The organism is Aestuariivirga sp. (assembly GCF_965227715.1).
GTDB lineage: Bacteria > Pseudomonadota > Alphaproteobacteria > Rhizobiales > Aestuariivirgaceae > Aestuariivirga.
This window is the reverse complement of record NZ_OZ245771.1, coordinates 3,805,989-3,824,223: the sequence shown is the minus strand read 5'-3', so window position 1 is coordinate 3,824,223 and position 18,235 is coordinate 3,805,989. Positions and strand designations below refer to the sequence as shown.

Genomic DNA, 18,235 nt, shown 5'->3' with positions numbered 1-18,235 from the left:
GCAACAGCTGCGCTGACTAAGCTTCCGGACTCATGACGGCGCAGTGTGACTATCTCATCATCGGCGGCGGCTCGGCAGGAGCCGTCGTCGCAAGAAGGCTTGCTGAAAGGTCGGCGGGCCGCATCATTCTTCTCGAAGCGGGAAAGTCTGACGAAGGTGACCCTGCCGCCGTGGACCTGAAGCGGCTGGACGAGCAAACCCCGGATTATGACTGGGGCTTCCGCGCCTCCACCCTTCCCGGCACGCCGCCCCTCCTCAACTATGCCCGCGCCCGCCTGCTGGGCGGCTGCGCCAATCACAATGATTGCGCCTTCATCCGCCCGCCCGATTCCGATTTCGATGACTGGGAGCGCCTTGGCGCCACGGGCTGGAACGGAAACGCCATGGCGCCCTATTGGCAGCGCATTCTCGATGCCGTCACCATTGAGCCTGCCCCCTGCCACCCCGCGAGCCGCAGCTTCATCGAGGCGGGGATTGAACTGGGCCTGGAGGAAGTGGACTTCCACCGGGAGGTTCGCCAGGGCGTGGGCGTCTTCCCGCTCAACGCCAGGGGCCGCGCGCGGCAATCATCCTCCGTTGCCTATCTTCACCCCCTGGCCGGACTGCCGAAGCATCTGGAGGTGTGGACGCAGTGCATGGCAACGCGCCTCATCATCGAGAACGGCCGCGCGGTGGGCGCTGAAACATCGCGCGGAAACATTCATGCGGCAAAAGCCGTCGTACTCACATGCGGCGCCATCCAGACGCCGCAGCTGACGATGGTTTCGGGGCTGGGGCCTGCCGCCGAACTGAAGGCCCATGGCATCGGTGTGATCGCGGACCTTCCCCACCTCGGCAAGCACCTGCGGGACCATGTGGCCGCACCCGTCGTTTGGGAAACGCATGCGCCCATCGGCGATTGGGAAATTTGTCCCTTCGAGGCCACGATGATGCTGCAACTCGACGCGGACGCTCCCGCGCCCGACATCCTGTTCCACTTCGGCTTGCGCGTGCGCGAGAAATATGCAGACCGCGCGCGGCTCGCCACCGGCGGCCCCGCCGTCAAAGCCTCCCCCAATGTGACGCGCGCGAAGAGCGAAGGCGAAATCCGCCTCTCGGGCCCGTCCATGGCGGACAAGCCCATCATCAACCTCAACTATTTTTCAGATCCCGCCGATCTCGAGCTTTTGCTCCGTGCTCTCAAGCTTACCCGCAAGCTGGGCCAGACGCGCGCCATGCAGGCCCTGTGCCGGGCGGAGATCCACCCCGGCCCCGCCGTCCAGAGCGATGATGAATGGCGCCATTATATCCGCAGCGTCTGCGAAACCGTCTACCACCCCTGCTGCACGGCGGCGATCGGCCAGGTGGTGACGCCGGACCTCAAGGTGATGGGCATCGGCGGGCTGTTCATCGCCGACGCCTCGGTCTTTGCATCGCTCATCACCGTCAACATCAACGGGGCCGTGATGATGGTGGCGGAAAAGGCGGCGGAGTGCATCTTGCGGGGTTGAAACGCTCCTACGAAATCAGGTCGAGAAAGCGCCGCGCAGTGGCGGTGTTTGAATGCTTCTCGCGCAAATCCTGCCCGATGCCTTCAAGGCCGAAACGCGCACGGTCGCGCGCGCAGTCGAGTGTCTTTAACAGGCGGGAGAGGGTGAGCGGCCCGTCGAACAGCAAGGGCTCCAGCCCGTAATTTCGCGCGATGTTCCAATAGCTCGGCGTGGCCGAGGCCAGGGGCACCATGCCCCGCACCAGCGCCGTCAGCAATTTATTGGGAGACTTGATGAAGCTGTTGAGCTGCAGATCATAGGCGAAATGACTGAGCAACGCATAACCGCAATCCGCCGCGTCCCGGTAGAAGCCCGTTTCGGTGAAGGGCTTGTGGACGGCCCCTTGCCACAGGGGCTCCTGTGTATCCGTGATGATGGTGAAAAGCTTCACATCGAAGGACGAGCGGGCGAAGGCATCGGGCAGAAGATAGCCCATCGATTTTCCAAAGGATTCCGGATAGCCGAACCAGCAGAGCCGGTTGTTGCAGGCAACCGGCACCGCTGTCCCCTGCCCCGGCAGCGCGATGGGATCGATTGCCTCCGGCAGAACGGCCACGGGCTTCATCACGGCGGACTGGATCACCTGACGGTGCAGCGGCGTCGGTGCCAGGAACAGATCCACTGACTCCGCCAGCCACCGGTAAGGCGCCAGCTCATAGACATCGGCGCAGAGGCAAAGGATCTTCACGGGGTGGCTCTTGCGCAGCTCGAATGCGGCCGCAATCGCCCGCCGGTCATTGTAGTGGATGACGGCATGGCTGGGCGGCGCGATATCGACCGTGGCGCTGTCAAGCACCGCCATTCCGGTCGAGACGCCAAGCTCTCTCAGGCCTACATACAGCGGTGTGGAGTGCAGGCGCTGCAGAACGTCGCGCGGGTTGTCCGAACTCTTGACGAAGACCACATGCATGGCCGCTCAGACCCCCGCAGCGTGGCGGGCACCGCTCACAATTTCACACCCTTCTGCGCCAGCTCATCCAGCAGGGCCTTCACCTTTTCGGGCGGCACCTCGCGCACGTCGCCTGGGTACATGTCATCGAGTGTGAAGGGGCCATATTGCAGGCGGACGAGGCGGTTCACCACGCAGCCGAAATGCTCGAACAGCTTCCGGATCTCGCGGTTCTTGCCTTCGGTGAGAACGCAGCGGTACCAGCGGTTGGCGCGGCCTTCCTGGCCATATTCCTCAATAAACTGCACGCCCCGGTAATTGACGCCGTCAACGGTGATGCCCTGGGCCAGCGTCTCGGCATCCGCAAGCGTGATCTGGCCCCGCACCCGCACGCGGTAAAGCCTAGTGAGCGCCGTTTCCGGGCTCATCATTGCCTGGGCAAGTGGGCCATCGGAGGAGAGGACGAGCAGACCCTCGCTGTTCACGTCCAGCCGGCCCACATTCATGATACGCGGGTTGGAGGCTGGCCACAGCGGCGGGTTGAGCGCCGGGAGATCGAAGATGGTGGGGCGGCCCTTGTGATCCCGGTGGGTGACCAGCACATCCATCGGCTTGTGCATCAGGAACAGGCGCGGCAGCGGCTTCGTGTCCGGGTTGACGGGCTTCCCGTCGACGAGCACGGCGTCGCCCTCCTCCACCGGCGTGGTTGCCATGGCCGTCATGCCATTGACGCTCACCCGGCCTTCAGCGACGAAACGCTCCGCCTCGCGCCTGGATCCGATGCCGGCCTTCTGGAGATAGACGTTGAGGCGCATCAGCCGCCTGTGACGGGTGGGAAGAAGGCCACCTCGCGCGCACCTGCAATGGACGCATCGAGCGGCACATGGGACTGGTCCACGGCGGCCCGCAAGGTGCGGCGCTCGGCCAGCGCCGCCGCCACGGCTTCATCACGCCCGCTCAAGTGCGCGATCAGATCCGACACGGTGACGACGGAGGCCGGAACCTCCAGCTCTTCCATGCTGCGGCCGGCAATCTGCCGGATACGGGCAAAATAGAGAATTTTCATTCAGTCAACGACATGCCGGATGCCGGCGCGGAAATAATCATAGCCCGTATAGAGCGTCAGCGCCGCTGCGACCCACAGCATGCCAATGCCCATGGACGTGGTGTGCGGAAGCACCGTATCTCCCGCCGGTCCTGCGATCAGAAAGCCGATGGCGATCATCTGCACGGCCGTTTTCCATTTGGCGATCTTGGTGACGGGAACCGACACCTGGAGTTCGCCCAGATATTCGCGGAGCCCCGAGACCAGCACCTCACGCGAGAGAATGATGATGGCCGCCCAGATATGGCCGCCGCGCAGGATGGAATCGGCGCAGAGCACCAGCAGCACCACGGCCACCAGCACCTTGTCCGCAATCGGGTCCAGCATGCGGCCCAGGGATGATTGCTGTTTCCAGCGCCGTGCCAGCCAGCCGTCAAAGAAATCACTGATTGCCGCCAGCACATAGATGAAGAGGGCTGCCCAGCGCGCATCATTGCCGCCCCAGAGCAAAAGCCCCGCCACCACGGGCACGGCGACGATGCGGCCATAGGTCAGGATATTCGGAAGGTTCCACACCTTCGAATAGCCCGCAGTCTTGCCCGTCTCCGTTCCGTTCATCGCGCCGCTCATTCTGCACTCTCATGGAAGTGGTCGTAAATAGCCTGGGCAAGCGCATGGCTCACCCCCTCCACGGCCGCCAGGTCCGTTACACTGGCGCGTGATACTGCTTTGGCCGAACCGAAGGTTTGCAGCAAGGCTTTCTTGCGCAAGGGTCCGATGCCGGGCACCTCATCCAACGGGTTGATTCCGATGGCCTTGGATCGCCTGGCCCGGTGTGAACCGATTGCGAAACGATGCGCCTCGTCCCGCAGCCGCTGAATGTAATAGAGGACGGGGTCCCGAGCCTCGAGCATGAAGGAGGCATGGCCCGTCACATAGAAGTGTTCGCGGCCAGCGTCCCGGTCCGGCCCCTTGGCCACGCCCGCCACGGCAAGATCCGAAAGGCCCAGCTCCTCCAGAACCGCCTTTGCCGCTGAAAGCTGGCCCTGGCCGCCGTCGATCAGCACCAGATCCGGCCAGGCCTGCACGTCCTTTGCCTGCTCTTCGCCCCGCTCCTCGCCCTGCTCCTTCAGCAGCCGGCTGAAGCGGCGGGTGAGCACCTCGCGCATCATGGCGAAATCGTCGGAGCCGATGTCCTCGGTCCGGATATTGAACTTGCGGTACTGCGACTTGATGAAGCCGTCCGGGCCCGAGACGATCATTGCCCCCACGGGATTTGTGCCCTGGATATGGGAGTTGTCGTAAACCTCGATCCGGCGCGGCGCCTCGGCCAGGCGGAACACACGCTGCACACCCTCCAGCAGCTTTCCTTGAGAAGACGTCTCCGCCATTTTCCGACCCAGCGCTTCGCGGGCGTTGGTAACGGCATGTTCAACCAGTGTCTTTTTCTCGCCCCGCTGCGGCACGGCCACTTCGATCCGCCGCCCGGCATGGGTTGAGAGCGCCTCTTCGAGCAAGGCCCGCTCTTCAATGTCATCCGAGAGGAGCACAAGATCGGGGATCGGCTTGTCGTCATAGAACTGGGCCAGGAATGCCGCGAGAATCTCAGGTGCCTCGTGGCTCTTGTCCGCCTTCGGATAATAGGCGCGGTTGCCCCAGTTCTGGAACGAGCGGAAGAAGAACACCTGAATGCAGCTCTGCCCGCCCTCCTGGGCAAAGCCGAACACATCCGCCTCCTCCACATACTGCGGATTGATGCCTTGCGTCTGGGTAACGAAGCTCATCGCCTGGATGCGGTCACGGTAGGTGGCGGCGCGCTCGAAATCCATGGCCTCTGAGGCGCCCTCCATCTGCTTTGCGAGTTCGGCCTTCACCGCCTGGCTCTTGCCGTTGAGAAAGGCTTCCGCCTCCTTCACCAGCGCATCATAGGGCTCGGCTGCGATGTAGTTCACGCAAGGGGCAGAGCAGCGCTTGATCTGGTAGAGGAGGCAAGGCCTGGTCCGGTTGGCATAGATGCTGTCATTGCAGGTGCGCAGAAGGAAAGCCTTCTGCAGCGTGTTGATGGCGCGGTTGACGGCTCCTGCAGAGGCAAAGGGGCCGAAATAGCTGCCCTTGCGGTTGCGTGCACCCCGGTGCTTCGCCAGCTGTGCCACGCCATGGTCCCTCGCGATGAGAATATAGGGAAATGACTTGTCGTCCCGCAGGATCACGTTGAAGCGCGGCTTCAGCTTCTTGATCAGGTTTGCTTCCAGCAGCAAGGCTTCGGCCTCGGTCGCTGTCGTCATGAACTCCATATTGGCGGTGAGCGAGATCATGGTGGCGATCCGCGCGGTGTGCCCCCAGGCGCGCGTGTAGTTCGAAACGCGATTCTTGAGATTGCGCGCCTTCCCCACATAGATCACGTCGCCCTTGGCGTCATACATGCGGTAGACGCCCGGCTTGGCCGGAAGCCTGGACACGAAATCGCGGATCAGCTCCGTTCCCCGGGCGTCAGGAACAGGCGAATCATGTGGCGCTTGGGAAGGTTCGGACGGCATGGCGCTACTTTACAGCTCTCCCCCTCACTTGGGGAAGATGATGCGCCGCCACAATGAAAAACCGGCGCTCCACGGGGGGAGCGCCGGCTCATCAGAGACTAAAGGTCCAGATCAGGGGCCATAGGGGCTGATGCACTGGCGCACGGCACCACTGTAGGCAACCCAGGTGTTGTAGCGCGGATTATAGGACTGGTAACGGTTCAAGCACCACGCCACGTGACGGCTGCCATAGCCACCGCCGCCGCCATCATAGGCCGTTGCCGCGCCGATCCCGACGCCGAGGGCCACACCGCTGCCCACCAGCCACCACGGGTTCTGGTACCAATAGTTGCCGTAGCGATAGCGGCAATTGTTGCTCCAGCTGCCACAGCGGTTGCCGTGATAGCGGCGATTGTAGCGGTGATTGTTCCAATTATTGTTGTAACGGTTGTACCGGTTATTGCCATTCCAGCCACGATTCATCCCGCCATTCATGCCCCGGTCGCGGACCTGGGTCATCAGCGGATTGGCGTCGGACTGAATGGCCGGTGCAGGAGCCGGGGTGAAGGCCGAAGCCTGCGTGGCAGGAAATCCAAGAAGGCCCGCGCCCATGGCGGCCAGTGCAATGAGGCTATGTTTCAACATCTGAATATTACTCCCTTGCTCGCCGCGAAGCCTTCCGGAAAAGGGAAGGCACTCAAAGGCGTGTAGCAGGAAACGGGGGAATCTGCCCTTAGTTCCGTATCCGCACGTGATCGTGAACGCTCGATTCGATAACGAAAGCTTCCTATCTCTGCCGCTCGATCTCCACGCCCACGCTGCGGGCGTTTTTGATGATGTCGGGCTTTTCCACCCGCACTCGGGCGGCGGCCACGCGCTTGTCGCGCAGGCAGGCGGCGGCGATCTTCTCACACAGGGTTTCAACGAGGTTGATATGCCCCTCGGCAATGATGGCCTCAACCTTCTTCACCACGATTTCGTAGGACACCACGTGTCCGATATCATCGCCTTGCGGACCATCGCCCTCCTGAACGGAGAGATCGATGTTGACGATGATGCGCTGCGGCTCCAGCTTTTCATGCTCATAGATGCCGATCAGCGCCATCAGATCGAGGTCGCGCACGAACACGTGGCGGAGCCCCGAGGCAGCGCTGGCCACATGATGGCTGATCATCGGCTTCTTCATTCATTCACCTCGACAACATCCGGCGTCTGCCAGACGAGATGCTGGCCGCCATCCAGCGCGATCATCTGCCCCGTCAGTGACGGCTGTGACAATATGAATTTGACAGCGCCCGATATCTCCGCCGGCGACGTGCCGCGGCCCAGAAGCGTCAGCGCGGCCTGTTTGTCGAATTCCGCCTGGTCCATCCGGGCGGACGGCAGGGCAGGCCCGGGGCCGATCGCATTGACGCGGATATGGGGGGCCAGCGCCTGGGCGAGCGTGCGGGTTGCCGTCCACAGGCCGGACTTGGACGTCGTATAGGAAAAGAACCGGGGGTTCAGCTTCCACACCCGCTGATCGATGATCGAGATGATGTTTCCTTCCTGCCCCGCCGGCAATTGCCGGGCGAAGGCCTGGGAGAGAAACACCGGCGCGCGCAGATTTGTGTCGAGATGCTCGGCCCAGCTCGACGTGGTGATGCTGCCAACCTCGTCAGGCTCAAACAGGGAGGCATTGTTGATGAGGCAGGTGAGGCCACCGAGACCCGCGGAGGCTTCCGCGATCAGCCGGTCCGGCACATCGTCCCCCGAAAGGTCGCCCCGCACGATCACCGCACGCTGGCCGATGCCACGGATGAAGCTCGCCACCTCTTCCGCTTCGACCATCGAGGCATTGCAGTGAACGGCCACATCCCAGCCGTCCTTGGCGAGGTCAAGCGCCAGCCTGCGCCCGATGCGCTTGGCGGAACCGGTGACGAGAACGGATTTCTTCTGGCTCATGGCATCAAGGCTTGGGCAGCAGGATGACGTATTGCTTCTTCACCTTCTTCACCGTCTCCCATGTTCCTTTGAAACCTGCTGGAATGATGAAGGCATCGCCCTTCTTCACTGTCCAGGACTTGCCGTCTTCATTGGTGAGAATGGCCTTCCCCTCGATGAAATGGCAGAACTCCCATTCGCTGTAGTCGACGTTCACCTTGCCGGGGGTCGATTCCCAGATGCCGCAATAGAGCCGGTCATCCTCACCCGTGAAATGGTTCCAGGTGCGGGTTTCATACTTGCCCTTGAGAAGCTTCGCCTTGTCGGGCTTGCCCTTCTCCGCCTTGGGCGCGTGCTTGCCCTTGGTCTTCATCACCAGAATATCGGCCATGCTGAACCCCTCTATGCCAGTCTCTTCAATAGCTCTTCCCGGTCCGGCCGGAAATCGGAAGCCACCCACCAGTCCTCGAGCTGCTTGAGCATTACGCCAATTTGCGGTCCAGGGCTCATGCCCGCGTCGAGAAGATCGCGGCCGGAAACGGGAAGCACGGGAATGGCCCACCGGTCCGGCAGGGAGAGCAGCTCCTGCCACGCCGCATCATCGAATGTTGCATCAGCCTTGGCCCAGGCAATTTGCACCAGGTCGCGCCAGGCTTCAGCTCCGATCTGGTAGAGGATGATCCGCTGCTCCTGGGGCCTGAGGGCAGGCGAAGGTGCGGGCGTTGAGACAATTGCCTCCAGCCGCTCGCCCTCATGGTTGGAAAGCCGCCAGCGCGCCTTCATGGCGAGGGGATCACGGGCCAGCACGGCAAGCCGCAGGATAGGCTCCGGCGGCAGGCGCTCCAACGCGCGCCACGCCTCCACATGGTCAAGAAGATGGGGAAGAATGCCCTGCTTGGCCATCAGCTGCAGCGTGGGAACGGCACTCTTCGCGGCCAGGAGCTTGAACATCTCCTGGCGGACCCGCTCGGCTGACAGATGATCGAGCCCCGCCCGCATGCGCGTACAGGCATCAAGCCCCGCGGCATCCGGCAAGCCTTCGCCATAGCGTGCATGAAAGCGGAAGAAACGCAGGATGCGGAGATAGTCCTCCGCGATCCGCTGGACGGGATCGCCAACGAAGATCACCGCCCGGCGCAGGATATCCCTGTAGCCATGGGTAACGTCATAAATCCTGCCCGATGCATCGCAGTACAGCGCATTCATTGTGAAGTCGCGCCGCATGGCATCGGCGTCCCAATCATCCGTGAAGGAGACGACGGCGCGGCGGCCGTCCGTCTCCACATCATGGCGGAGCGTCGTCACCTCATAGGGCTCATGCTCGCAAACCACCGTCACCGTGCCATGTTCGATGCCGGTGGGGTAAACGGACATGCCGTGAGCGGCGCAAGCCTCCGTCACCTGCTGGGGAGACAGCGTGGTGGCGAGGTCCACCTCCGTCACCTCCTCGCTCATGAGCGCGTTGCGGACCGCGCCGCCCGCCACGCGTGCCTCCCCGCCCGCGGCCGCGATTGCGGCCATGACACGCTGCAGAGACGGCTTTTGCAGCCATCCGGCATCGGCGAGAGAGGGAAGGTCGGTCATGGGGTTTCGTACATCAGGCGATAGAGATTGCGGATCATGCCGGCGGTGGCGCCCCAGATGTAGCGCCCCTGCCAGGGCATCGCATAGTAGTAGCGCAAATGGCCCTGCCAGTCCCGCGAATGGCGCTCATGGTGGGCGGGGTCCATCAGGAAGGAGAGCGGCACCTCGAAGACGTCCTTCACCTCCGCATCATGCGGCGTCACGGTAAAGCCTGGCCGCAGCAAGGCGACGACCGGCACCACGCTGTAATTCGTGCTGGTGATGTAGCTGTCGAGGAAGCCCAGCGGCTCCACGAAGGCTGGTTGAATGCCCGTCTCCTCCTGGTTTTCCCGCAAGGCGGCCTCGAGCGGGGTTTCCGCTTCGCCATCGATCCGCCCGCCGGGAAATGCGATCTGCCCGGCATGGCGCCGCATATGCGGCTGGCGCTCGGTGAGCAGCAGGTGGAGGCCGTCAGGCCTTGTCACCAGCGGCACCAGCACGGCCGCGGGGGTGGGTGCTTCACCCTCCGGAATCATGCGGGCGGTGGGATTCAGGTCATCATCACCCAGCCGCGGCGGAACCGGCGCGCTGTGCAGGCGCAGTGCCGCCCGCGCACGCAGTTCATCTGCATCGAAGCGGTGGCTCAAGGGCCAAGCCCGATCTCGGAGGCTTTCTGCATGGGGTAGAACTGCCCGGAAGACCACACGCCGAACCAGCCGTCCTGAACCACGCCCGCCGCCGCCAGATCATAAAACAGCGCCCGGCTGACGAGCGCCTCAAGCCCCGCCCTTACCAGCACATAGGGCTTGAGGCCGCCTGTTCCCTCCTCAGGCGCAAAGCGCAAGGGGTGGGCGGCATCGACCGTCACCTCGTCTTCCACATTGGTCTCGAACCGGATCACCTGGCGTTGGCCTTCGCCCTCGACCGCCATGCGGACGGCGGTGAAGGGCGCGTCATCCACCCGGATCCCCACCTTTTCAACGGGGGTTACAAGATAGTAATTCCCGTCCGCATCATGCCGCAGAACGGAGGAAAACAGCTGCACCAAAGGTTTCCGGCCGATGGGCGAGTTCATGTAGAACCAGGTGCCGTCCTGCGCGATCCGCATGTCGATATCGCCGCAAAACGGCGGATTCCACAGGTGAACGGGCGGCGGTCCCTTGCCGGACTTGGCCTCTGAAAGCCCCTTGAGGGGGTTTGCTGCGTCTTGGTTGCCACTGTTCATTTTCGCGTCATCAACGTTCTGCCGGACTGTCTTTCCTGCCTCTTTTAGGCCATTCTCGTTCCCGAAGCTGGGAACCTTAGCAGCGGGCCATGAATCATGGCCCGATCCCTTTTACGATAGTGAGCGTCATGCCAAGCATCAATGAAGCCGACCGCCAGATTATCGCCGACCTTGAAACCGCCTGTGAAAGGCTGGGAAAGGCCCGCGCTGCGATTGGCCGGATCATTTTCGGCCAGGATGAGGTGGTGGAACAGGTGCTGATCGCCGTTCTGGGCGGCGGCCACGCGCTTCTCGTCGGCGCCCCCGGCCTCGCCAAAACCAAACTCGCAACCACTTTGGGCCGCGTTCTGGGGCTTGACGAAAAGCGCGTGCAATTCACACCAGACCTGATGCCTGCCGACATCATCGGCTCCGAAGTGATGGATGAAACGGAAGGTGGCCGCCGCCAGTTCCGTTTCCTGCAGGGGCCAGTCTTCTGCCAGCTGATGATGGCGGACGAAATCAACCGCGCCTCGCCCCGCACTCAGTCCGCGCTGCTCCAGGCCATGCAGGAACACCATGTGACGGTTGCCGGCCAGCGGCACGATCTGCCGCGCCCCTTCCATGTGCTCGCCACCCAGAACCCCATCGAGCAGGAAGGCACATACCCCCTTCCCGAAGCCCAGCTGGACCGCTTCCTCGTGCAGATCGATGTGCCCTACCCCTCGATCGATGCCGAGCGCCGTATGCTGTTCGCCACCACCGGCGCTGACGAGGCAGAGCCCGAGAAGGTTCTCTCCACCACGGAACTGATGAATGCGCAGCGCCTGACGAGGCTCATCCCCGTGGGCGAGCAGGTGGCGGAAGCAATCCTCCGCGTGGTGCGCGCCGCGCGCCCCGGCCCTGACGCGGATGAATTCATCAACCGCAACGTCGCCTGGGGGCCATCGCCGCGTGCCTCCCAGGCCTTGATGCTCGGGGCCCGCGCCCGCGCCATGTTGCAGGGCAGGCTGTCGCCCTCGCTCGACGATGTGATGGCGCTGCTGGGCCCCGTGTTCCGCCACCGCATGGCGCTGAACTTCACCGCCCGTGCGGATGGCCACACCATTGACGGCACCATCGAGCGGCTCGCCCGGCTCCTTGCCTGACCTGATGACGAAGGCCCAAGCCCTCACCCTCGCTGACCGCGCAACGCACCAGGCGCAAGCACTGCCCCCGCTGCTGGTGGAGGCGGAACGCATTGCCGCAACCGTGATCCTGGGCGAGCATGGGAGGAAGCGCGCGGGGCCTGGCGAATCCTTCTGGCAATACCGCCCCTACAGTTTTGGCGATTCCACCCAGCGCATCGACTGGCATAAATCCGCCCGCTCGTCCCACGTCTATATCCGCGAGAATGAGTGGGAGGCCGCCAACACGCTGTGGGTCTGGTCCTCACCATCCGTGTCCATGGATTTCCGCTCGCATCTGGCCCAGGTCACAAAGCGCGAGCGCGCCCAATTGCTGAGCCTCGCCATCGCCTCCCTCGCCGTCCGCTCGCAGGAGCGGGTGAGCGCGCTGGGCTCGCCCTATGCGCCTGACCACACGCGCACGCAGCTGGTCAAAATCGCGGACTGGTTCCTGAAGGGCCAGGGCAGCGCGCTTCCAGGCTTCGCGCGCATGCCGCGCTTTTCAGGCGCGGTGCTGACGGGGGATTTCCTCGAGACGCCGCAGGACATTGCCCGCGCCCTCACGCCCATGGCCGAAGCGGGGGTGAAGGGCCACCTCGTGCAGGTCACCGATCCGGCGGAGGAGACGCTCCCCTATCATGGCCGCGTGGAATTCCATGAGATGGCGGGGCCTGCCAAATTCCTCGCCTCCAAGACGGAGATGCTGCGCGAGGCCTATGTGCAAAAGCTCGCGGAGCACCGCTCCCGCCTGCGCGAGCTGTGCCGCAGCATCGGTTGGAGCTTCATTGTCCACCGCACGGACGAGTCTCCCACGCGCGCGCTCCTGGCGCTGCATGCGCTGATCTCGGGTGAGGCCGCGCGATGAACTTCCTGAGTGCACTCACCTTCACCACGCCGCTGGCCTTGGTCGCACTTCTGCTGTTGCCCGTTATCTGGTGGCTGCTGCGCTTCACGCCGCCGCGGCCCGAAACCGTGCGCTTCCCGCCGATCCGCCTGCTCTTGGGCCTCGCCAACCGGGAGGAACAGCCAGACAAGACGCCGTGGTGGCTGATGCTGCTGCGCCTTGCCATGGCGGCCCTCGTGATCCTTGGCGTCTCGCAGCCGCTTTATGCACCGGGCCGCCTTGCCGTGCCCACAAAGACGCCCCTGCTGCTGATCGTCGATGACAGCTGGGCCGCCGCCAAGGATTGGGATCAGCGCCTGGCCGTGATGGCGCAAACGCTCGATGGCGCTGCCGCTGCCGGCTCTCCCGTAACGCTTGCCACCTCAACGCCGGAGCTCCGCCCGCAGCCACTGGAACACCGGGCGGCGGCCGATGTGAAACCGCGCGCCGCCACGCTCAGCCCCCGCGCCTTCGATCCGGACAGGGACGCTCTTCTGAAGCGGCTGCAGGATGCTTTCGGCAAGGAACCTTCGCTTCGCGTCGTGTGGCTGGCGGACGGGCTTGATGATGGCAAGGCCAAGCGCTTTGCCGAAGGCCTCCTCGGCCTTGCCAATGGTGCGGCCCAGGTGGAGGCGATCCTACCCGCTGCACTGCCTCTGGCGCTGGCAACCCCTGCAATTGAGGGGGGCCGCATTAAGGTCACGGCCTTGCGCGAGCCCGGCGGCCCGGAAGCTGCGGTTCAGGTGTCCGCCCGCGCCGGCAATGGCCGCAGCTTCGGGGACGTACCCGTTCGATTTGCCGCCAATGCCACCAAGGCAGACGGTGTGATCGAGCTTCCCGTCGAACTCCGCAACGAGGTGGGCCGCATCTCGATTGAAGGTGCGCGCAACGCTGCAGCAACGTTCCTGATGGATGACCGCTGGCGCCGTAAGACAGTGGCGCTTCTGACCGGCGCCTCGGCGGAATCGGCCCAGCCGCTGCTCTCCCCCCTCTATTACGTGTCGCGCGCGCTCGAGCCCTATGGCGAGCTGAGCGAACCCGGCGATGCCAACGCCCTCAAGAACCTGCTCGACCAGGGGCTCTCCATGCTGGTCCTCGCCGATATCGGCGTGCTCCCCGCGGATGAGCAGGACATCGTGTCCAAATGGGTGGCCAATGGCGGCGTGCTGCTGCGCTTTGCCGGACCCCGGCTTGCCGGCGCGCAGGACAGCCTCATCCCCGTGACGCTGCGCGAAGGTGACCGTTCGCTCGGAAGTGCGCTCAGCTGGGAAACGCCCCAGGCGCTTCAGCCCTTCCCCGAGAAGAGCCCGTTTGCGGGCCTCCCCGCCGACCCCGTCGTGAAGGTCACCCGCCAGGTTCTGGCGGAGCCTGACAGTGAGCTTCCCACCAAGGTGTGGGCGAGCCTCGAAGACGGCACCCCGCTGGTGACGGCCAAGAAGGACGGCAAGGGCCTGATCGTCCTGTTCCATGTGACGGCCAATGCCGACTGGTCGAACCTCCCCGTTTCAGGGCTCTTCGTCGAGATGCTGCGCCGCGTACTGGACCTTGCACCTGCTGCGGGCGGCGGCGCCAAGACGGCCGCCGCGCCGGATGCGCAGGCCTTTGCACCCTTCGCAATGCTCGATGGCTTTGGCGACCTCGCCGATCCCTCGCCCGATCTCCAGCCCATTCCGGCAGCCTTGATCAACAAGGCCACGGTCTCGGCGGCAACGCCCGCAGGCCTCTACCGCCGCGGCGAGCAGGAGCGCGCCCTCAACATCACCCGCAGCGGCGACGCGCTGACGCCGATTGCGGGCCTTCCCTCCGCCGTCGCCATCCGCAGCCTCGCTCCGCTCCCCGCCACGGACCTCGCACCCTATGCCTTTGCCCTCGCCATGATTTTATTCCTTGCAGATTGCCTGGCCGCCCTGTTCATGGGCGGTGGGCTGGCGAGGCTTCGCCAGCGCCGCGCGGGAGCCGTCGCGGGAGCGCTTGCCCTTCTTCTCCTTCTGCCCTGGCAGGCCGCACCGTCCCATGCCCAGGTGGCGGATGACTTTGCCATGAAGAACGCGCTGGAGACGCGGCTTGCCTATGTCATCACCGGAGACGCGGAGATTGACCAGGTGAGCGAGGAAGGCTTGAAGGGCTTGGGCGAAATGCTGCGCGAGCGTACCTCCGTCAACACCGGGGATCCGGCAGCCGTCAATATTGAGCGTGATGAGCTGATGTTCTTCCCGCTGCTCTACTGGCCGGTGAAACCCGATGCTGCGGTTCCTTCGGACGCGGCCCTGGCCCGCATGGACGACTACATGAAAGGCGGCGGGACGATCTTCTTCGATCTGCGTGAAGACGGCGCAGGCGCTGATGCCCTGAGCGGCGGCAGCACCGCCGCCGCAGACGCGCTGCAGCGCATCCTTGCCAAGCTCGATATACCGCCGTTGGAGCCCGTGCCCCAAACCCATGTGCTGACCAAGAGCTTCTATCTTCTGGACCGTTTCCCCGGCCGCTATGACACGGGAAAGCTGTGGGTGGAGCGCTCGGACAGCGAAGGTGCAGCCTCCGGCAACACCGATGGCGTGAGCGGCATCATCATCGGTTCCAATGACTATGCAGCGGCATGGGCCATGGATCTGAACGGTGACCCGCTCTATGCCGCCGTGCCCGGAACCGACCGCCAGCGCGAATTTGCCTTCCGCACCGGCATCAATGTCGTGATGTATGCCTTGACCGGCAATTACAAGGCCGACCAGGTGCATGTGCCGGCACTGCTGGAAAGGCTGGGCCAGTGATGGACTGGAACATCAGCTTCGATCCCGTCCTGCCCTGGGTGCTTATTGCCGGCCTTGGCCTCCTCGGCCTTGCTCTGGTCGCCGCGCTTGCTTTCGCCCGCGCCCGCGGGGTCCTTCTGCGGGCCCTCTCGCTCGTCCTTCTGATCGCAGCACTTGCCAACCCGGTGATCCGCAACGAGCAGAGCGAACCCCTGACGGACATTGCGGTTGCGGTGATCGACCGCTCCCTCAGCCAGCAGAACCCTGAACGCGTCGAGCGCACAGATGCCGCCGCCGAAGCCCTGAAGGAGGCGGTCGCCAGGCTTCCCAACACCGAGCTTCGCACGGTGGAGGTAAAATCCGGCATCAGCAGCGAGGATGATGGCACCCGCGCCTTCGAAGCGCTGAACCGGGCACTGGCCGACATTCCGCCCGAGCGCTTCGCCGGTGCCGTGATGATTACCGACGGCGAAATCCATGATGCGCCCCCTGATGCAGCAAAGAGCGGCATCGGCGGTCCGGTCCATGGCATCATCACGGGCTCCAAATCCGAGAAGGATCGAAAGATCGTCCTCGACAAGGCCCCGCGCTTCGGCATGGTCGGCCAGGAGCAGACGGTCACCTTCCGCCTCGAGGAGGTGAACGGACCGGGCCAGACGGTTCCCGTTTCCGTCTCGATCGGCGGCGAGTCCCCGATGACGATTGACGTCACCCCGGGCCAGACGGTGGATATTCCTGTCACCGTCGATCACGGCGGTCAGAACATCGTCGAAATCGTCGCGCCGCCGCTTGAAGGCGAGATCTCGGTGCAGAACAACCGCGCCGTCGCCGTGATCGAGGGCGTGCGCGACCGCCTGCGCGTGCTGCTCGTTTCGGGCGAGCCGCATCCGGGCGAGCGCACCTGGCGCAATCTTCTCAAAGCCGATGCCTCGGTCGACCTGGTGCACTTCACCATTCTGCGGCCGCCGGAAAAGCAGGACGGGACCCCCACCAAGGAGCTGGCCCTCATTGCCTTCCCGACGCGCGAGCTGTTCGTCGAGAAGCTTGACCAATTCGATCTGGTGATTTTCGACCGCTACCGCCGCCAGACCGTGCTGCCCGCAGCCTATATGGCCAATATCGCGCGCTACGTGGCCGATGGCGGCGCTGTGCTGATCGCCTCAGGCCCCGACCTCGCTGGCGAAGACGGGCTCTACTACACGCCCCTGTCCGACATCATCGCGGCTGCTCCCACAGGTGAGGTCCTCGAAGGCCCCTTCAAGCCCGAACTCACCACCCAGGGCCGCAAGCACCCGGTGACCAAGGATCTGCCGGGCTCGGAGGGAAAGACGCCGAGCTGGGGCCGCTGGTTCAGGCTGGTCGACACCACCACGAGCTCCGGCGAGACCGTCATGTCAGGCCTTGATGGCAAGCCGCTGCTGGTCCTCTCCCACCAGGGCAAGGGCCGCGTGGCCCAGCTTCTCTCGGATCAGGGCTGGCTCTGGGCCAGAGGCTTCGAAGGCGGCGGCCCCCAGACGGAGCTTCTCCGCCGCATGGCGCATTGGCTGATGAAGGAACCGGACTTGGAAGAGGAGGCGCTCCTCGCCAAGCAGCAAGGCAATGACCTGGTGATCGAGCGCCGCACAATGGCGGACACGGCATCAAACGTGACGGTAACACTTCCCTCCGGCAAGACTGAGGAGGTTCAGCTGCGTGAGGTTTCTCCCGGCCGCTTCCAGGCTTCGCTTCCCATCACTGAAGCGGGCCTCCACCGCCTGTCGGACGGAAAGCTGGTGTCCGTTGCTGCAGCAGGCGATGGCGATGCAAAGGAAATGGCGAGTCTCATCGCCACCACAGCCATCCTTGATCCAGTGGCAAAATCCACCGGCGGCAGCGTGCAGTGGTTTGAAGACGGCATGCCGCAGCTCGTGAAGGTGGACGCCGGGCGGCAGATGTCCGGCAGCGGCTGGATGGGCCTGCGCAGCAATGATGCGCACCGCGTGCTGGCTGTTTCCGACACGCCGCTTTTCGCCACACTCCTAAGCCTCGCAGTGCTGCTCCTGGGTCTCGGCGGCATGTGGTACCGCGAAGGGCGCTGATGCAGGAACCCGCGCCAGCCCTGAGACGCCCTTGAGCGCGCCGGGCACGAGCTCGAGATAGAGGAAGCGCTCTGGATTGACGGGCCCCGGAAGCGAAATGACGCCGTCCGGCAGCCTGGCAAAGCCCACCTTGGAATAATAGGGCTCGTCCCCCACAAGCAGCACCAGCTCGTGGCCCTGCGCCTTCGCCCGTGCCAACCCTTCGCGCATGAGCGTGAGGCCGATCCCCAGTTTCTGACGGTCGGGATGAACCGCAAGCGGCCCCAGCAGCAGCGCGGGAGATGCGGCATTGCCAATGACCAGCGGCCAAAAGCTGATGGTTCCGGAAATCCCCACCCCGCCGTCACGCGTGACAAGGGAAAGGCCAGGCACTGCAGTGTTTCCCTCGCGCAGGCGGTAAGAGGTTTTTGAAAAACGGTCAGAGCCGAAGCTCACATCGAGCAGATGCTCGATCGCGTCATTATCATTCGAAGTCGTGTCGTCGCAGGCGATGGAACCGCACATGGGCATTGGATCTCAGGAAGAAAGGGCATCAAGGGAGCACCCGGAGACCCTGCTGCCACCCCGCGTCACCTGTGCGGATGGGAGGACCGGACGCGTTCAGCCGCGCGGAAACCCGCGCGTGTCACGGGCTCGTCGTCGCAGTCGGATCTGGTCCATCGCGTTCATCACGGGCGCCTTAGCTTGAACGC

General features: G+C 64.0%; 18 protein-coding genes. 5 read left to right on the top strand and 13 right to left on the bottom strand.

The window, feature by feature from the left end; translation table 11 throughout:
* Nucleotides 1-32: 32 nt before the first annotated feature.
* Nucleotides 33-1,490, top strand: coding sequence for a GMC family oxidoreductase (locus ACO06F_RS18055; RefSeq protein ID WP_421694117.1), 1,458 nt, complete (start codon nt 33-35; stop codon nt 1,488-1,490).
* A gap of 7 nt (nt 1,491-1,497) precedes the next feature.
* Here the strand turns inward: ACO06F_RS18055 and ACO06F_RS18050 are convergent, their stop codons facing one another.
* The 12 genes from ACO06F_RS18050 to ACO06F_RS17995 form a co-directional block, all read right to left on the bottom strand.
* A complete protein-coding gene (locus ACO06F_RS18050; RefSeq protein ID WP_421694116.1) occupies nt 1,498-2,439 on the bottom strand; it encodes a hypothetical protein in 942 nt (313 codons plus the stop codon).
* Between the two features lie 35 nt (nt 2,440-2,474).
* Nucleotides 2,475-3,233 carry a pseudouridine synthase gene (locus tag ACO06F_RS18045; protein WP_421694115.1) on the bottom strand — a complete coding sequence of 253 codons (759 nt, stop codon included), beginning with the start codon at nt 3,231-3,233 and terminating at the stop codon, nt 2,475-2,477.
* Nucleotides 3,233-3,484 carry a molybdopterin converting factor subunit 1 gene (moaD, locus tag ACO06F_RS18040; RefSeq protein WP_421694114.1) on the bottom strand — a complete coding sequence of 84 codons (252 nt, stop codon included), beginning with the start codon at nt 3,482-3,484 and terminating at the stop codon, nt 3,233-3,235. The genes ACO06F_RS18045 and moaD overlap by 1 nt, the downstream gene beginning before the upstream one ends.
* Nucleotides 3,485-4,093: a CDP-diacylglycerol--glycerol-3-phosphate 3-phosphatidyltransferase gene (gene pgsA / locus ACO06F_RS18035; RefSeq protein WP_421694113.1), complete on the bottom strand. Its 609-nt coding sequence runs from the start codon at nt 4,091-4,093 to the stop codon at nt 3,485-3,487.
* Nucleotides 4,090-6,000 (bottom strand): excinuclease ABC subunit UvrC, encoded by a 1,911-nt coding sequence (gene uvrC, locus ACO06F_RS18030; RefSeq protein WP_421694112.1) that lies wholly within the window; start codon nt 5,998-6,000, stop codon nt 4,090-4,092. Before uvrC ends, pgsA begins: the two co-directional genes overlap by 4 nt.
* Before the next feature lie 111 nt (nt 6,001-6,111).
* Nucleotides 6,112-6,624 (bottom strand): BA14K family protein, encoded by a 513-nt coding sequence (locus ACO06F_RS18025; RefSeq protein ID WP_421694111.1) that lies wholly within the window; start codon nt 6,622-6,624, stop codon nt 6,112-6,114.
* 142 nt (nt 6,625-6,766) lie between these two features.
* Nucleotides 6,767-7,165 carry a dihydroneopterin aldolase gene (folB, locus tag ACO06F_RS18020; protein WP_421694110.1) on the bottom strand — a complete coding sequence of 133 codons (399 nt, stop codon included), beginning with the start codon at nt 7,163-7,165 and terminating at the stop codon, nt 6,767-6,769.
* Nucleotides 7,162-7,923, bottom strand: coding sequence for an SDR family oxidoreductase (locus tag ACO06F_RS18015; RefSeq protein ID WP_421694109.1), 762 nt, complete (start codon nt 7,921-7,923; stop codon nt 7,162-7,164). The genes folB and ACO06F_RS18015 overlap by 4 nt, the downstream gene beginning before the upstream one ends.
* Nucleotides 7,924-7,927: 4 nt before the next feature.
* Nucleotides 7,928-8,293, bottom strand: a complete 366-nt coding sequence (locus ACO06F_RS18010) for a cupin domain-containing protein (protein ID WP_421694108.1) — start codon at nt 8,291-8,293, stop codon at nt 7,928-7,930.
* A gap of 11 nt (nt 8,294-8,304) precedes the next feature.
* Nucleotides 8,305-9,486: a CCA tRNA nucleotidyltransferase gene (locus ACO06F_RS18005; protein ID WP_421694107.1), complete on the bottom strand. Its 1,182-nt coding sequence runs from the start codon at nt 9,484-9,486 to the stop codon at nt 8,305-8,307.
* The gene (locus ACO06F_RS18000) at nt 9,483-10,112 is read right to left on the bottom strand and encodes a CoA pyrophosphatase (RefSeq protein WP_421694106.1); all 630 of its coding nucleotides are present in this window, start codon (nt 10,110-10,112) and stop codon (nt 9,483-9,485) included. Before ACO06F_RS18000 ends, ACO06F_RS18005 begins: the two co-directional genes overlap by 4 nt.
* Entirely contained in the window at nt 10,109-10,690 is a 582-nt protein-coding gene (locus tag ACO06F_RS17995; RefSeq protein ID WP_421694105.1) for a DUF1285 domain-containing protein, read from the bottom strand. The genes ACO06F_RS18000 and ACO06F_RS17995 overlap by 4 nt, the downstream gene beginning before the upstream one ends.
* A gap of 128 nt (nt 10,691-10,818) precedes the next feature.
* Between ACO06F_RS17995 and ACO06F_RS17990 the strand changes: the two genes are divergently transcribed.
* Genes ACO06F_RS17990 through ACO06F_RS17975 form a run of 4 tightly spaced genes read left to right on the top strand, consistent with a single transcriptional unit; the run spans nt 10,819 to nt 17,543 of the window.
* The gene (locus ACO06F_RS17990; protein WP_421694104.1) at nt 10,819-11,817 is read left to right on the top strand and encodes an AAA family ATPase; all 999 of its coding nucleotides are present in this window, start codon (nt 10,819-10,821) and stop codon (nt 11,815-11,817) included.
* 4 nt (nt 11,818-11,821) lie between these two features.
* Nucleotides 11,822-12,700 carry a DUF58 domain-containing protein gene (locus ACO06F_RS17985; RefSeq protein ID WP_421694103.1) on the top strand — a complete coding sequence of 293 codons (879 nt, stop codon included), beginning with the start codon at nt 11,822-11,824 and terminating at the stop codon, nt 12,698-12,700.
* Entirely contained in the window at nt 12,697-15,486 is a 2,790-nt protein-coding gene (locus ACO06F_RS17980; protein ID WP_421694102.1) for a DUF4159 domain-containing protein, read from the top strand. Before ACO06F_RS17985 ends, ACO06F_RS17980 begins: the two co-directional genes overlap by 4 nt.
* Entirely contained in the window at nt 15,486-17,543 is a 2,058-nt protein-coding gene (locus ACO06F_RS17975) for a hypothetical protein (protein WP_421694101.1), read from the top strand. Before ACO06F_RS17980 ends, ACO06F_RS17975 begins: the two co-directional genes overlap by 1 nt.
* Here the strand turns inward: ACO06F_RS17975 and ACO06F_RS17970 are convergent.
* Nucleotides 17,484-18,047, bottom strand: coding sequence for a GNAT family N-acetyltransferase (locus tag ACO06F_RS17970; protein ID WP_421694100.1), 564 nt, complete (start codon nt 18,045-18,047; stop codon nt 17,484-17,486). The two genes, ACO06F_RS17975 and ACO06F_RS17970, sit on opposite strands and share 60 nt — an antisense overlap.
* Nucleotides 18,048-18,235: the final 188 nt, after the last annotated feature.

Bases quoted from the DNA above. Each gene is read 5' to 3' on its own strand.
- ACO06F_RS18050 (WP_421694116.1), bottom strand. From the start codon at position 2,439: ATGCATGTGGTCTTCGTCAAGAGTTCGGACAACCCGCGCGACGTTCTG.
- ACO06F_RS18045 (WP_421694115.1), bottom strand. From the start codon at position 3,233: ATGCGCCTCAACGTCTATCTCCAGAAGGCCGGCATCGGATCCAGGCGC.
- ACO06F_RS17975 (WP_421694101.1), top strand. From the start codon at position 15,486: ATGGACTGGAACATCAGCTTCGATCCCGTCCTGCCCTGGGTGCTTATT.
- ACO06F_RS17980 (WP_421694102.1), top strand. From the start codon at position 12,697: ATGAACTTCCTGAGTGCACTCACCTTCACCACGCCGCTGGCCTTGGTC.
- ACO06F_RS18005 (WP_421694107.1), bottom strand. From the start codon at position 9,486: ATGACCGACCTTCCCTCTCTCGCCGATGCCGGATGGCTGCAAAAGCCG.
- ACO06F_RS17970 (WP_421694100.1), bottom strand. From the start codon at position 18,047: ATGTGCGGTTCCATCGCCTGCGACGACACGACTTCGAATGATAATGAC.
- ACO06F_RS18015 (WP_421694109.1), bottom strand. From the start codon at position 7,923: ATGAGCCAGAAGAAATCCGTTCTCGTCACCGGTTCCGCCAAGCGCATC.
- ACO06F_RS18025 (WP_421694111.1), bottom strand. From the start codon at position 6,624: ATGTTGAAACATAGCCTCATTGCACTGGCCGCCATGGGCGCGGGCCTT.
- ACO06F_RS17985 (WP_421694103.1), top strand. From the start codon at position 11,822: ATGACGAAGGCCCAAGCCCTCACCCTCGCTGACCGCGCAACGCACCAG.
- pgsA (WP_421694113.1), bottom strand. From the start codon at position 4,093: ATGAGCGGCGCGATGAACGGAACGGAGACGGGCAAGACTGCGGGCTAT.
- ACO06F_RS17990 (WP_421694104.1), top strand. From the start codon at position 10,819: ATGCCAAGCATCAATGAAGCCGACCGCCAGATTATCGCCGACCTTGAA.
- ACO06F_RS18055 (WP_421694117.1), top strand. From the start codon at position 33: ATGACGGCGCAGTGTGACTATCTCATCATCGGCGGCGGCTCGGCAGGA.
- folB (WP_421694110.1), bottom strand. From the start codon at position 7,165: ATGAAGAAGCCGATGATCAGCCATCATGTGGCCAGCGCTGCCTCGGGG.
- moaD (WP_421694114.1), bottom strand. From the start codon at position 3,484: ATGAAAATTCTCTATTTTGCCCGTATCCGGCAGATTGCCGGCCGCAGC.
- ACO06F_RS18010 (WP_421694108.1), bottom strand. From the start codon at position 8,293: ATGGCCGATATTCTGGTGATGAAGACCAAGGGCAAGCACGCGCCCAAG.
- uvrC (WP_421694112.1), bottom strand. From the start codon at position 6,000: ATGCCGTCCGAACCTTCCCAAGCGCCACATGATTCGCCTGTTCCTGAC.
- ACO06F_RS17995 (WP_421694105.1), bottom strand. From the start codon at position 10,690: ATGAACAGTGGCAACCAAGACGCAGCAAACCCCCTCAAGGGGCTTTCA.